The 14,202-nt window shown below is 48.5% G+C and carries 13 protein-coding genes; 11 read left to right on the top strand and 2 right to left on the bottom strand.

Features of this window, described 5'->3' with window-relative positions:
* Positions 1–34 precede the first annotated feature (34 nt).
* Complete coding sequence (gene glnE / locus SG35_RS06190; RefSeq protein ID WP_236702568.1) at positions 35–2,896, bottom strand: bifunctional [glutamate--ammonia ligase]-adenylyl-L-tyrosine phosphorylase/[glutamate--ammonia-ligase] adenylyltransferase; 2,862 nt, start codon at positions 2,894–2,896, stop codon at positions 35–37.
* A gap of 125 nt (positions 2,897–3,021) precedes the next feature.
* Here glnE and SG35_RS06185 point away from each other — a divergent pair, with 125 nt between their 5' ends.
* From SG35_RS06185 to SG35_RS06150, 8 genes are all read left to right on the top strand, one after another.
* On the top strand, positions 3,022–3,990 hold the full coding sequence (locus SG35_RS06185) for a hypothetical protein (RefSeq protein ID WP_337993194.1): 969 nt from the start codon (positions 3,022–3,024) through the stop codon (positions 3,988–3,990).
* A 22-nt stretch (positions 3,991–4,012) separates the two neighbouring features.
* Positions 4,013–4,915 (top strand): DUF350 domain-containing protein, encoded by a 903-nt coding sequence (locus tag SG35_RS06180; protein ID WP_044832283.1) that lies wholly within the window; start codon positions 4,013–4,015, stop codon positions 4,913–4,915.
* 8 nt (positions 4,916–4,923) lie between these two features.
* Positions 4,924–6,672, top strand: coding sequence for a polyamine aminopropyltransferase (locus SG35_RS06175; protein WP_044832282.1), 1,749 nt, complete (start codon positions 4,924–4,926; stop codon positions 6,670–6,672).
* A 165-nt stretch (positions 6,673–6,837) separates the two neighbouring features.
* Positions 6,838–7,251 (top strand): YjfI family protein, encoded by a 414-nt coding sequence (locus tag SG35_RS06170; protein WP_044832281.1) that lies wholly within the window; start codon positions 6,838–6,840, stop codon positions 7,249–7,251.
* A 26-nt stretch (positions 7,252–7,277) separates the two neighbouring features.
* Positions 7,278–7,973 carry a PspA/IM30 family protein gene (locus tag SG35_RS06165; RefSeq protein WP_044832280.1) on the top strand — a complete coding sequence of 232 codons (696 nt, stop codon included), beginning with the start codon at positions 7,278–7,280 and terminating at the stop codon, positions 7,971–7,973.
* Positions 7,974–8,149: 176 nt separating this feature from the next.
* Positions 8,150–8,791, top strand: coding sequence for a hypothetical protein (locus SG35_RS06160; RefSeq protein WP_044832279.1), 642 nt, complete (start codon positions 8,150–8,152; stop codon positions 8,789–8,791).
* 3 nt (positions 8,792–8,794) lie between these two features.
* A complete protein-coding gene (locus SG35_RS06155; RefSeq protein WP_044832278.1) occupies positions 8,795–9,121 on the top strand; it encodes a hypothetical protein in 327 nt (108 codons plus the stop codon).
* Between the two features lie 11 nt (positions 9,122–9,132).
* A complete protein-coding gene (locus SG35_RS06150) occupies positions 9,133–9,603 on the top strand; it encodes a potassium channel family protein (protein ID WP_044832277.1) in 471 nt (156 codons plus the stop codon).
* A gap of 54 nt (positions 9,604–9,657) precedes the next feature.
* On the opposite strand, the gene SG35_RS06145 is transcribed toward SG35_RS06150, so the two are convergent.
* A complete protein-coding gene (locus SG35_RS06145; protein WP_084692666.1) occupies positions 9,658–10,743 on the bottom strand; it encodes a CYTH domain-containing protein in 1,086 nt (361 codons plus the stop codon).
* Positions 10,744–10,985: 242 nt separating this feature from the next.
* Here SG35_RS06145 and SG35_RS06140 point away from each other — a divergent pair, with 242 nt between their 5' ends.
* Genes SG35_RS06140 through SG35_RS06130 form a run of 3 tightly spaced genes read left to right on the top strand, consistent with a single transcriptional unit; the run spans position 10,986 to position 14,129 of the window.
* Positions 10,986–11,603 (top strand): TIGR04211 family SH3 domain-containing protein, encoded by a 618-nt coding sequence (locus tag SG35_RS06140; RefSeq protein WP_044832276.1) that lies wholly within the window; start codon positions 10,986–10,988, stop codon positions 11,601–11,603.
* Between the two features lie 15 nt (positions 11,604–11,618).
* Positions 11,619–12,677 (top strand): CDP-glycerol glycerophosphotransferase family protein, encoded by a 1,059-nt coding sequence (locus tag SG35_RS06135; RefSeq protein WP_044832275.1) that lies wholly within the window; start codon positions 11,619–11,621, stop codon positions 12,675–12,677.
* A gap of 12 nt (positions 12,678–12,689) precedes the next feature.
* Entirely contained in the window at positions 12,690–14,129 is a 1,440-nt protein-coding gene (locus SG35_RS06130) for a capsule assembly Wzi family protein (protein ID WP_053042951.1), read from the top strand.
* Positions 14,130–14,202 lie beyond the last annotated feature (73 nt).

The following is a 14,202-nucleotide window of genomic DNA, read 5'->3' as shown; positions in this document are numbered from 1 at the left end:
GTTTTTGATGATTAATTCGGTTTTATTCTTCTTTTTATTCGACCAGAAAACGCTGCCAGAGCTTAACAATGTCCGGCGCATAAATATCAAATTCTTGCCTGCCGATCAGCTGAGCTTCGTTTTGCAGTACAGCCCTGTGACCTAAATCCCTTAACCGGCAATAGGTTTTAATTAGCAATTGCGACTGGCTTTGATCCAAAATCCCCGCCTTATGCAATTGCTCGAAAATCCGGATATTATCCGAATAATCGACAATTTGCGGGTAATCATGGCTAAAGAGCAGCACCAGATACTGCGCCAAAAACTCGATATCCACCAGGCCGCCGGGCGCCTGCTTAATATCGGCTTTATCCGCGCTAGACTTATCCAGATGATTGCGCATCTTATTACGCATACTGATCACTTCACCGGATAACTGCTTATCCGAGCGGGTGACCGCCAATACCTGGCGTTTAATATCGTCAAACTTACGGCGGATCCCGGCATGGCCGTATACCGCACGGGAGCGTACCAGCGCCTGGTGCTCCCAGATCCAGGCATCGTTTTTAAGGTAATGCTCAAAGGTATCGATATGCACCACCAAGACCCCGGAATTCCCCGACGGACGCAAGCGCATATCCAATTCATATAAAATGCCGCTGCTCATCCTGGAATTAAAAATATGCATAATGCGCTGGGCAAGTTTCATATAAAACTGATTGGCCGGTACCTGACGTGGCCCTGTGGTTTGCTCATCCGCCTTGCTGTCGTGGATAAACACCAGGTCCAGATCTGAGCCATAGCCAAGTTCGATACCACCGGCCTTGCCATAACCTATCACCGCAAAACCTTTTTCACCGCTGGCAAGGCTGGACTCAGGCACACCAAAACGCACAGACACCTGCTGCCAGGCGAGGTTGATCACTTCACCGATAATCGCTTCTGCCAGTGCCGTTAAATGATCGCTGACCTTAGTCACCGGCAAAATGCCGACAATATCGGCGGCGGCAATGCGTAATTGCTGCGCCTGTTTAAACTGGCGCAACATTTCCATCTGGGCTTCGAGATCGTCTTCGGGAATACGCAGCATCACCTCCCTAAGCTCAAGGGCGTAATCCGATAGCGGCAAGGGATTATGCAAAGACTCGGGATCGATCAATTCATCGAGCAACAGCGGGTATTTGGCAATATATTCCGTCACCCATAAACTGGCGGTACACAAGCGGATCAGGTGCTTAAAGGCGCCTTCATTTTCATAGAGTAATTCCAGGTAGGCGGTGCGGGTCATGATTTTTTCAAACACCTGCAGCACCCTGGCCAAGGTATAATCTTCACAGTGCTGACGTTCCAGGTGACACAATAATAACGGCACCAGCTTATCCAGCACCTGGCGACCGCGGTTGCCCAAAGAGCGGCGGGAAACATCCCGGCGAAAATGCGCCAAAGTCTGCCATACCTTTTCTGCCGGCCAGTCGGGCACCAGCTGGTTTATCCAGGCAATGGCTTCATCATCCTCCCATTGGCTGTGCCACAAAGTCACCCAATGCTCGTCTATGGTTTGATGATTAGGCGTTTCCTTACCTATCAGGTCGTTAAACTCCAGATGCACGGCTTCCATATGGCGCTGCAAAGTATCCAGTAATTGCTGCCAGCTACCGAGCTTAAGCACAGTTAATACCCTTTGCTGGTCAAGCAAAGTATCCGGTAAGGTTTGGGTCTGCTTGTCGTCTAACGCCTGAATAATATTCTCCAGGCGCCGTAAAAACAAATAGGCATCTTCGAGCACCTTTTTGCTGACGGCTTTCAATACCCCCGCTTTAACAAGCTCGGGTAAAACCACCAGCAAGCGGCGCTGCTGCAACTCCTTTTCCCTGCCGCCGCGGATCAACTGAAAAACCTGGACGATAAATTCAATTTCCCGGATACCGCCGGCGCCAAGTTTGATATTGTTTACCAGGTTCTTGCGCCGTACTTCCTGCACTATCATCATTTTCATGCGCCGCAGGCTGTCAAAGACGCTGAAGTCTATATATCTGCGATAGACAAAAGGCCGTAATAACTCCGTCAGGGCGTCATGATAATCGCTGCTGCCGATCAAACGGGCTTTAAGCATGGCATAGCGCTCCCAGTCCCGCCCCTGCTCCTGGTAATAATGCTCCATGGCGTCAAAAGTCATCACCAGCGGTCCGCTTTCGCCAAATGGCCTCAGGCGCATATCTACCCGGTAGACAAAACCGTCGGCAGTTTGCTGATGCAAGGCAGTGATCAGCTTCTGCCCGAGCCGGGTAAAAAACTGCTGATTGTCGATACTGCGGCCCGAACCTGCGGTTTGTCCCGACTCGGGATAAGCGAAAATCAAATCAATATCGGAAGAAAAATTCAGCTCCTCTCCGCCAAGCTTGCCCATGCCAAAAACCAGTAAAGGCAGATCCTGTCCCCGGCGATTTTTCGGCGTGCCCCATTTGCTTTGGCAAAAGTCGGTTAGCCAGTTAAGGGCACCTAATATCAGGGCATCGGCCAGGGCAGATAAACGTTTCAATGACAATTCAAGCGGAAGGTCCAATACCAGATCGGCAAAGGCAATTTTCACCATTTGCTGCAGGCGAATCTGCCTTAACAAACGATGTAAACTCTCTTCGCTGTCGCAACCACTTAACCTGGCGGCAATCAAAGCAGGATAATCCGGCGTCTGCTCATCATAAATGCTGCCACTGGTAAAAAGCGTCGTGACCAGCTCAGGGGCCTGCAAAAAACTTCTTTGAATAAAATCACTTAAAGTAACAGCAAGTTTAAAATCTTCCTGTTGCTGCTTTGTCAGCAAATCCAGTTGCTGCAGCTGCTCACGACAAGTTTGCCAGTATTTTTCCTGTAATTGCTGTAAATCTGACGAAAGCGAAGGTAAAATTCTCGTGGTCACCTGAACTCCGGTTAATATTAATTATTGGTAAATTAGGGTGATAGCGATTAAACAGTGGACATATTATGTCGTAAATGGTACTAATTACCGATAACCATAGCATTTTTGAGGAAAACATGGCAGGAATGCATAAATTTCGCTTCATTTTTTTCGCCCTGACCCTGTTACTGACGGCCTGTGGTGACCCCATCAAAGAGCAAGTTACCAGGCAACTGCCGGTCAGTGAACTCAGGGTGCAACAACTTGCCGATGCCCTGGAAAGCGGCCAGGTAAGAAATGCCGAACTTATCCGCCAGTACGGCGATAAAATCGCCCGAAGCAAACCGGAACTGACTGAGCTGGTAAACGCCTTTAAACAGGACGCCACCACGCAGGGACCTATGTATCTGGCCCTTGTCGACCGCCTGAACACGGTAAAGACCCAACCGGAAATGTTTGCCGATAACCAGGCAATATATGACGAATTGCTCAATATCTACCAGGCCGCGGATCCCGTGCTTTATTCCGACGCCTTAAGCGACCCGCTTAATGTCCTGGCTGACATGTCTGACGGCATGTTGCCCCGGATCAACGCATTGTCGAAAGCCCAAAGCCAGCAGGCAAATAATGCCCAGGATTTCGGCACCGGCGAGCAGTTGATCGGCAACCCTAACTACGGCAGCTGGACCACAGGCAGCAACGGCATGTCTTTTTGGGCCTGGTACGGCATGTATTCCATGATAGGGGATATCTTCGGCTCCCGCCGCGTCTCTTACGGCGACTGGGGCAGACACCGCAATTACAGTTATTATAACGACTACGGCCGCACCCGCTACAGCTCCCCGAGCCAGCTGAAAAAACAAACCCGGCTCGATGCCCGCACCAAGAAATCTTTTGCCAAGCGCGGACAAAAATTTACCAGCGCCTATGGTAAAAACCGCACCGGCGCCTCCAGTTTATCGAGCCAGAGCAAAAGCGCACAAACCAGTGCCAACCGCTTTCGCTCCCAAAGCAGCAGTAAAAGCAGCTACGCAAGAAAATCAGCCAGTTCGAGAAATGCCAGTTTCAGAAACAGCAGCAGTAAGACTTCTCGTGGTTTTTCCCGCGGTAAATAGCAATTAGAAAATAGGAATAATAATGAATACATTAATTGAAATCACCGCGCTAAATCAGGATTTACTGACTTATCTGGCGATCGATCTCCTGATTGCCATTATCTTGCTCGGTACCATGCGTTTTGTTTCCGGCTTATCCGCCAAGGTAAATACCACCGAAGAACTGGCCAAAGAAGATAACTTTGCCTTTGGCATCAGCGTCGCCGGCAGTGTCGCTGCCTTGGGCATAGTCTTAACCGGCGCCATTACCGGGGAAACCGCCACCAGCTATCTTTTTGAAGCCATAGGTATGCTGGCATACGGCACTTTTGGTTTAATCCTGATCAAAATCGGCCGCATCTTCCATGACAAACTGGCGCTGAACCAGCTGGATAAAAATGCCCTGATCAAGGAGAAAAACCTCAGTATCGGCGTGGTCGATGCCGCCGGCGCCATTGCCACCGCCATCATTATCCGCGCGGTATTATTATGGGTAGACGGCCTCGATCTGAGCACCTTTATCGCCATTACCAGCGGCTTTATCGTCTCCCAGGCCATCCTGGTGATAGTAACCCGGTTAAAAGAGCGCCAATACGCCAAAAACAACCAGGACGACAGCCTGCAGGAAGCGTTAAGCCAGGGGCAGTTAGCCATTGCCATACGTTATGCCGGACAAATGATCAGCACGGCGCTGGCAGTCACCGCGGCGAGCTATTTCTTCAGCTACAGCCCGGAAACCTTAGTGGTTAACTTATTGGGCTGGTTAATTTTCGGCTTAGTGATGACGGTATTGGTGGCGATATTAACCTCGCTAGCGAAACGCATTATCCTCTGGGGTATTAACCTGGTAGAAGAAGTCGACCAGCAGCATAATATCGGTGTCGCCAGCATAGAAATGGCGATCAGCATTTCCATCGCCCTGATCCTGACCGCCCTGATGGCCTAACTGCAGGCATGAATGAAGTAAACAGCCTGAGTTCAGCACAAGCAAGTCACAGCAAAACCGGCAGCCATTATCTCGATGATGTGCTGCTGATCCTCACCATGGCGGTACTCGCCGGCTGCGGCTTAATCTACGAATATCTATTATCCCATTATGCCGGCCGGGTGCTCGGCATCATGGAAAGCGCCATCTATACCATGATAGGCCTGATGATAGTTTCTATGGGCCTGGGGGCTTTTGCCGCCCGTAAAATTGCCTGCGCCTTTAAAGGTTTTGTCTGGCTTGAGATCACTATCGCCCTGCTCGGCAGCTCCGCCATTATCATCATCAGCGCCTTTATCGGCGCCACCCAGATTTTGCCGCAGCTGGTCAGCGATACCTTTGCCCTGCCCCCCGACGCCCTGCCCCGAGGCGGCTTTTTTAAAGACTTAAGTTTTATCGCCTTTAACAGCCCCTATTTTTTCGGCGTCTTGCTTGGCTTTTTTATCGGTATGGAAATCCCGTTAATCGCCCGCATCCGGGAAGAGATTCATCAAAAACACCTGAAAAATAATCTCGGTACCATCTACGGCGCCGACTATATCGGTGCCGGTATAGGCGCCGCCATCTGGGTCATCTTTTTACTGTCGATAGATATCAGCGAAGCGGCTGCGTTAACCGCCGCCTTAAACGTGCTCGCCGGCGGCTGCTTTATTATGCGCTACTGGCAAAAACTCAATTGGCGTAAAACCCTGGTGGCTTTGCACCTGGCCTTAGTGGTGATGCTCGCGGTAATTTACCAGCACGGAAACAGTTGGCTTAACCAGATGAATAACCTGCTTTACCTTGATCAGGTGGTGTACAGTGAAAAGACCCGCTACCAGCAGCTGACCTTTACCCAGCGCCATATGGGGCTGGAGCAGGGGGATATCATCAATTTTTACCTCAACGGCCGTTTGCAATTTTCCTCGTCAGATGAATTTATTTATCACGGCTACCTGGTGACCCCGGTATTGGCCGCTTCTGCCCGCCAGGAGAATATCCTGATCATCGGCGGCGGTGACGGTTTGGCGTTGCGCGATATCCTGAAATGGTCCCCCGAAAATGTCACCCTGCTGGACCTGGACAGTCAGTTGCTCGAACTCTTTAAACAGCCGCAGCAACACTTGCCAAAAGCCTTGGCGCAAAAAGTCGCTAACTTAAATGAATTAAGCCTGCAAGACCCCAGGGTAGAAATCATCCAGAGCGATGCCTTTATCGCCATAGATAACTTGTTGTCCCAGGGTAAGGTTTATGATGCCATTATCGTCGATTTGCCCGACCCCAGCCACCCGGATTTAAACAAGCTCTATTCGGTGAATTTTTATGCCAGGTTAAAACAACTGCTCGCCGGTGACGGTATTATCGGCATACAGTCAACCAGTCCTTATCATGCGAAAAAATCCTTTATTTCTATCGGCAAAACCCTGTCAGCGGCACACTTTCCCCAAGTGCAGCAATACCATGACAATGTTCCAAGCTTTGGCGAGTGGGGCTGGACCATAGCCGCTAAAATGGGGGCAAGTCCCCTGGCCAGGCTGGAGCAGCAGGATCAGCTCACCGTGCCCCACCACTGGTTAAGCCTTGCTATGATTAAAAGCGCCTTTGTTTTTCCCAAAGATTTTTACTTGGAAAGTGAACAAGTTGACGTAAACTATCTCGGTAGCCATACCTTGTACCAGTTGCATCAGAATGCCTGGCGCGACCAACAGGGGTTAAACGAGGCCCATTTGCAGAAATAAGCCGTATCGCAACAGCAATAACAAGCAATAGTGAAAAAATAATCCATAGTCGCTTGACATATTATGTCTTAATGTTTAACTTAAGCTCATTGACATAATATGTCGATCAGTAAAAACCCGCAAAAAGCGCAAACTTTTTGCACCAGATAACAAATAAGGGATCCAATGAACATTCATAAAATAGCCGACTACCTGAACACCTTAGCTGATGACTCAGACACAGGTATGGTTTTTGACTGTCAGCCGATATCCGGTGAAGTCGATGTTTTACAGATCACAGTAACAGGCCGTGAAGAACTGCCGATTTTTGTTTCCGTTACCGACGATCAAATATTATGTATCACCTACCTATGGGGAGTTGAAGAAGTAAAACCGGATGCCCTGCATGACATGCATGAAAGCATGCTGGAAATGAACATCCCTATGCCGTTATCCGCCTTTTCTAAAATCGGCGATAAATACGTAACTTTCGGTGCCTTGTCAATTAATTCAACCTTTGAAGACATTGAGCACGAACTGGCGGTATTGAGTAACAATGCCATCGAAGTTATCGATGACATGAGTGAATATTTAATTTAAGCGACCATTCTTTGAGGAGTGATAATATGAGTATTTTTAAAAAGATAATGACAGCTATTCGAGGTGGCGCGACAGAAGTTGGTGAAGCTATCGTCGATTCGAATTCCACCCGTATTTTTGAACAGGAAATTCGCGATGCCGAGCATCACCTGACCAAAGCCAAACGTGACTTAACCGGCGTCATGGCCCAGCAAATGGCAGCAAGTCGTGAAGTTGACCGCCTTAAGCGCGAGATCACCGAACACGAAGGTTATGCCGGACAGGCCCTGGAAAAAGGCGATGAGTCTCTTGCCCTGGCGGTTGCGGAAAAGATCTCTACGTTAGAGTCTGAGCTGGCCAATCAGCAACAGGCATTAGACAGCTTTGATGCCAGTGCCAGCCGCTTAAAAGAGCTGGTGAAGAAAAGCGAACGCCAGATGGCAGAATACAAACGCCAGCTGTCTATGGTTAAAACCACAGAAAGCGTGCAAAAAGCGACATCGGCTATCACGGATAACTTTTCTTCGAGCAACTCTAAGCTGTTAAATGCCAAAGACTCGTTGGAGCGCATCAAGGCGAAGCAGCAAAAGTTTGATGATCAAATGAAAGCCGCCGAAGTACTTGAGTCAGAAAACAGCGACAGCTCGTTGGCCGCCCAGCTAAAAGAAGCCGGCATCGGCGCTGCGGACAATAGCGCCAACTCGGTATTGGATCGCATTAAAGCGAAACAAAATAAAAGCTAAGGGCAAGGCCCCTGTTATTGTTAACTTTGCCCTTTAGGCAAAGCTAAGAAAACTGAAAAAGACCAGCCGGTTACCCCGTTATTATTAACATTTGGGGTAACCGGCTAAACTGCTACCGGGGCTAAAGTCATTCCTCCCAACGCAGTTCAATCCAACATTTTATGCAGGACACAATAATGAGTTTTTTCAAACGTGTTTTTGGCAAAGAACAAGCACCACAGCGCAGTTTAACTTCGGTAAAGGATCTCAAAAAAGACGATATTATTGTTCTCACCGACAGTTTCGCTTTACCCGAGTCCCTCAGGCAGCAGCAGTTTCAGGTCAGCGACGTCAACAGTTATGAATTTGAACACCACACCCAGACCGAATGGGTGCTGACGGGCAATAACGACAATGAGATTTATTTATCCCTTGATGTTGACGATAAGATCTATTTAAAATTTTCCCTGAAAATAGAACACCAGGATGTAGAAAGCCTGTTTGATCTCGACAGTTTTGCCGCCATTTTCGACGAACCCGGCCAGGCGTTTCTTGAACGCCAAAGCGATACCGCCAAAACCAGCGGCTGGACCAGCGAACAATATCAGCAAAATGCCTTTGCCGTGGTCGGCTATTTTCACCGTAAAGATCACCGCAGTGAAAACCTCAGTGCCTATCAGGGGAGTGACAGCGGCGAACAATTCGAGCAATATGTGTTACATGATGCCGAACAAGATTTTGGCATTGAAGTTGAAGTATGGTCAGACGGGGATACCGATGTGTTCTTAACCTTATATCGCCCTGTCACCGATATCATAGATATGTACCCCGGGAGTTAAACTGTGGCAAGAAAAGTCCCCGAAAAATGGCAGTCATCGGTCAAAGCCGTTAAGGCGGTACAGGTTGCCTTTGATATGGATGAAAAAATTCAGCTGGCGATCAGGACGGAAGCACTGCAGGCCGGACTGAGTCCTTCGGATCAAATTCGTTCCATTTTAGGCTTGTCCACCAACAAACGCCCGAAAAGACCAAGATTAACCGTATCGCTCGGGCCGGAAGATTACCAGGTGCTGGCAGAAAAATACCAGCTTGAGCCACAACAGCAGCTGGAAATAAAAAGAAAGCTGATGGATGAACTCATCAATCATGTCGCCAATAAAAGTCAATAAGAACGCGGACCATGAATACAAAACTTACTCCCTATAGCGTAGATGAATTCGGTGTAAAAAATTATCACTCGGGTTATCTGTTGATTATCACCTTAGTCGCCCTGTATATCATCATTGCCGCGTTGTCGTTTTTACTGCTGCAGTTTGAAGTTTCAGCCCCAGACAGTAATATCATGACCTACAAAGACGCCTTCTGGACCTTGCAAATGAGTGCCAGCACCATAGGTTTTGGTGATCATTTCCCTGTCACCCTGGGGGGAAGAATCGTGGTCGGTGCCATGTTTTATATCGGTGTCGGTATGGTGGGTTTTATCGGTGCACAATTTATCGACCGCTTTGTCGGCTTTTCCGATACCAATGTCAAAAACCGGGAATTACGCAAGCAAAATGCCGAGATACTGGAACATAACCAGCAACTTGAGAAAAAAATAGATCTCCTGGCAGATAAAATAGAGCTCCTGGTAACAAAGCAGTCCAACTAATCTTTAGCGGAGCTGTTGCACTACAGCTCCCAATATCTCAAGAAAATTTGTCAATCAAGTCCCGTCAGGCAGAAGCTCCCTGTCTATCAACACCTTCAGCAAGGCTAGCTGTAAGCGATTAAAAGCCTGTTCATAGCAAAACTCCTGCAACAGGCTGTTATAACCAGCACCGGTTTTACCATCACAACCGGCCCGTTCAAGCTGCAACTCAAGAGCCGAATATAAACCGACAACCAGTTTAACCGATGTTGCCAACTCCCCATTGGCAACAACAAGACTTTCTGGGGCCAAACGGAAAATCTGCTCAAGAAAAAGTAAGGGTTCACTCACAGCAGCCAGCCTTTTCGGACTGGTCGATGAAAGGCAATACTCAACCCCGAGCTGTAATTGCTTCAGAGCAGAGTCCAAGTGGGCATAAAAACTTTCCCTGTCTGCTAAAGCCGAAGCTGACAAACCTTGACGGGAAAAAGTTTCCGGCTTGCTCTGGGGCGCTCCCAGCGATAAAGCATATCCCCGTGCCGCTTTGCTTTTTACCCCGGGACGGAGTTTAAAAGAGCCCAGCAATAAGTTAGCAAGCTCAAAAAGCATCTCCATCGCCGGAGCACCTTTGCCCGAAAGCAATTCCAGCTCAAATTCGGCGATAGCTGCTTGCCGGCCTTGACTTTCGATGGTGCCCGAATCTAGGACCAGTTCGATAACGACGCCGTGCTTGTCCGTAATTTTCCAGGTGGTGCGATAAAAGCCAGTGGTGAAAATAACCGTCAGCGCTTGCTGTATTTGTACTATGTCTACACCATCCGGCCAGATTGCTGCCGGAAACAGCTGCAATTTCGGCAAGGTTTCCTCACTGTCCAAAGCAAGATTATACTCGGGTCTTTGATGCAGCGCGGACAACACCCGCCCGGCGGTCTTTACGGTTTGTTCGTGCAGGTTTTCACCGCTGCGGATCCTAACTCCGATATCATTTCGCGCCAAATCAAGGGCCGGGGTATCAAAATAACTATTTTTAAGCTTGCCGGCACTTTGCTCAAAACTGAAGTTTTGCGTGTGCAAAAGTTCAGTTACCGCTTTTACCTCAATCACTTGCCCAAGCAAAAATTTAAGCTCAATCTCGGTTTCACTTGCTTTATTCATGCTCATGGAAGTTGTCTATCTACTCTTTGTCTGCCGCCGCAACCACAGGGAATTAAGGAAGGGCAATAACTGTTTAGCGCCATAATACCCGATAGTCTTTTACCCGGTATAGCAATAAAACAGCAATTAGAGTATCTATCTGGCGATTAAGCCTATTTTTAGCACAAGATCCTTAATCTTAGCTTGCCAAAAAAGAGCCAAAGACCTAATATCTTGTCCCAGAAGGTTTAATTGCGTTTGGTTGTTCAATGAAAAGAGTGAGTTGTTTACTTATCAGTGTCCTGTTTGGCTTATCATTTCCCGTGCTGGCCCAAGAAGAAAGCGCTCCACAGGCACTGTCTTCAGAAGAGACCCCGGGTTATATTGCCGATGAGCTTATCATCTATATGCATGCCGGCGCCGGTAATAACTTCAGGATATTAGGCAGCGTCACCGCCGGTGCACAAATCACCCTGACAGGTAAAAAAGAAAACAATTACACGCAAATTATCGACAGCCGCAACAGAACCGCCTGGGTAGAGAGCAAATATATCTCAGAAAAACCCGGACTGCGCTTTGTTATCGCCGAGCTTAACGAACAACTTACCAGTGCCGCCGATGAAAACAGCCAGTTAAAGCGGCAACTCGATGAAGCGCAGAAAACCATTGAAAGCTTAAACGGCAAAAGCAAAGCCATTGAAGACGAAACAGGCCAATTACAACAGCAGCTTGCTGTCGTCAAAGAACAGTTAAAAAACCAGGATCAGGACATCAAAATAGAATGGTTTAAAAATGGCGCCATAGTGCTTGCCCTTGGTCTGCTGTTTGGCTTGCTCATCCCTAAACTTATCGGTGGCCGCAGCAACAAGATGGATCGCTGGACCTAACCGGAAAGAACACAAGTGGTTTTATCTTATTACCTGTTAAAGCTTCCCTATACGGTGATCTGGGAAGTACGCGAGTTATTTAACCTCAATAAAGATGTCATGCTTTATTGCGCCAACGCTCTCGACTACCAGATATTCGCATCGGTGCAAAAACATTTGCCGCCGTTAAAAATTATCGCCAAAGACAAAAAAGCCCAGCAAGAGCTCGCGGCGATTGGCGTGTCGTCAAAAGTTTACCCGGTATTTCCCAAAGGGGTGATCATGTGCCGCCAGGCGGGTTATAAATTCCCTGCCTCGCGCATGAAAAAAGTCGGCATGCGCCACGGCGCCTATACCTTTAAGCCTTTTGCCAATAGCAAAGGTTATAATTTATTAGATCATTTCTATATGACCAGCTCCCGGGAAGTAGAGCGGGCACAAGCGGTAGGTATTACCTGCGCCAAAGCGGTAGGTTTTCCAAAGCTCGATCCCATGTTTGACGGCAGCGTCGATACAGAGCAGCTGGCAGCCCTGGCCAAAGGCGCAGGACTGGACGACAGTAAAGCCACTTTGCTGTTTACCGCCACCTGGAATGACTCCGGCGTTTCAGCCATCAGCCACTGGTATGATAAATTAGACAGCTTAACTGCCGATTACAACATCCTGGTCACGGTACATCCCTGGACCAAAGACGAAATCAAACAGAAGATAAAAAATACCAAGCAGGTGTTTTTTATCGATACCGCAGATATCGTGCCTTATATCCAGCTGGCAGATGTCTGTATCGGCGATACCAGCTCGGTATTGGCGGAATGCTGCGCCCTGGAAAAAGATATGGTGACCTTCACCGTAGATGACGGCAAGCGCACGGTACAGGAAGTCAAACAGCTGATCAAAGAATTCAGCATTCAAATCGATCAATTTGATCAGCTAGCCGGGGCTATCAAGCAGGCGTTGACCAAACCACAGCACCTGGCTCAGGCCAGGACTAAAGCCAATAAAATTATGTTCGACCAGCTCGACGGTAAAGCAGGCCTTAGGGCTGCCAATTATTTAAAAGAGCTGTTTCCCCAACTGAACCAGACCAACAACTAATTTAGGATGTCCATGAAACTCTTTTGCGCCCTTTTTGCATGCGCTTCCCTTAGCTCTTTTGTTCAGGCCGCCCCCTGGGTTGAAGCCGATAATATTTACCTGCGCGCCGATATCCAACTGTTATCCGATCACGATGTGATCAAAGCCCCCATCAACCGTTACCCCCTGATGTGGGCCGATATTGCCGCCGATCTGGATAAAGTCGATTTCAACATCTTAGATAAAAATTTAGACCGCAGTTATCAGCGTGTGGTCTTCCATTTAAACCAGGCAAAGAAATCCAGCCAACCGGCTTCGATTAAAGTGGCTGCTGCCACTGACAGACCTAAATTCAAACACTTTGGCGACACTCAGAGTGAAAAAACCGAAATCACCAGCAAAAAAACCTTTGTCGGCAGTAACTTTGCCGCCCACCTGGAAATACACAAGGTCAGCAACGCCATAGACGATAAAAGTTTCCGGCTCGACGGCTCCTATCTCGCCTATAAACTGGGCAACTGGAATGTTATCGGCGGCGCCGTCCCTATGTGGTGGGGCCCGGGCTGGGACACGGCTTTGTTAATGTCGACCAATGCCCGGCCAATCCCCGGCATCAGCCTTAACCGCCAACAGGCAGTGCCATTTGATACTCCCTGGTTAAGCTGGCTCGGCCCCTGGAGCTTCACCACCTTTATCGGGCAAATGGAAGATCGCGGCCGTGCTATCCCCAACACCCGGCTCTGGAGCAGCCGGTTAAGCCTTAAGCCTTTTTCTTCGCTTGAATTGGGACTTTCCCGCTCCACCATGTGGGGGGGAGACGACCGGGGCAATGGCTTCTCGGATTTCTGGGATATCGTAATACCGAATGAGTCGGATAATAAGATCAATAACGAAATCGACGTTAACGATCTGGGCTCGGTCGATTTAAGGTGGAATACCAGTGTCCTGGGGCAAAACGTCGGCGTTTATTACGAGATGGGATTTGAAGACTATGGTATCAGCTCGGTAGCACCGTCCAAGCGCAGCCATCTTGGCGGAATTGACGCCGACTTCTTTTTAGGCGACAACCTCTACAGCGTCTATTTCGAAGCTTCGGATACCTATCATGCCGAATGTGCTTGTGTCTATGAACACGATATTTACCGCACAGGTTACCGCTACCGCGGCAAGGATATCGGCAGCACCTACGGCAGCAATGCCAGCAGCATCACCTTAGGGGTGATCGCCCAACCGGAAAACGACAACTACTGGCAAGCCAGTGTGGCGATGATAGAGCTGAATAAAAACAATGAAGACAAAGTCATTGCAGACGAGAATCTCAGCCACCAGGAAATTCTGGAACTGCGCGGCGGTTACCGCTTTACCTGGGCGAAAAGCCGCTGGGAAGTGGGCGCCCTGGCACGTAAAACAGAAATCAACAACAAAACCGAAAATGATTTTGAAGCTTCCCTGAGCTGGGAATATAAGTTCTAAGCCAGGTTTTAAAACTCACATCTGCGTTTGAAGTACACTTCTTTTTGCCAAAGTGTACTTCAAGCCTTTACCT

Source organism: Thalassomonas actiniarum (genome assembly GCF_000948975.2).
Lineage (GTDB): Bacteria > Pseudomonadota > Gammaproteobacteria > Enterobacterales > Alteromonadaceae > Thalassomonas > Thalassomonas actiniarum.
Note: the sequence above shows the minus strand (reverse complement) of the source record. Positions and strands in the feature narration are given on the sequence as shown.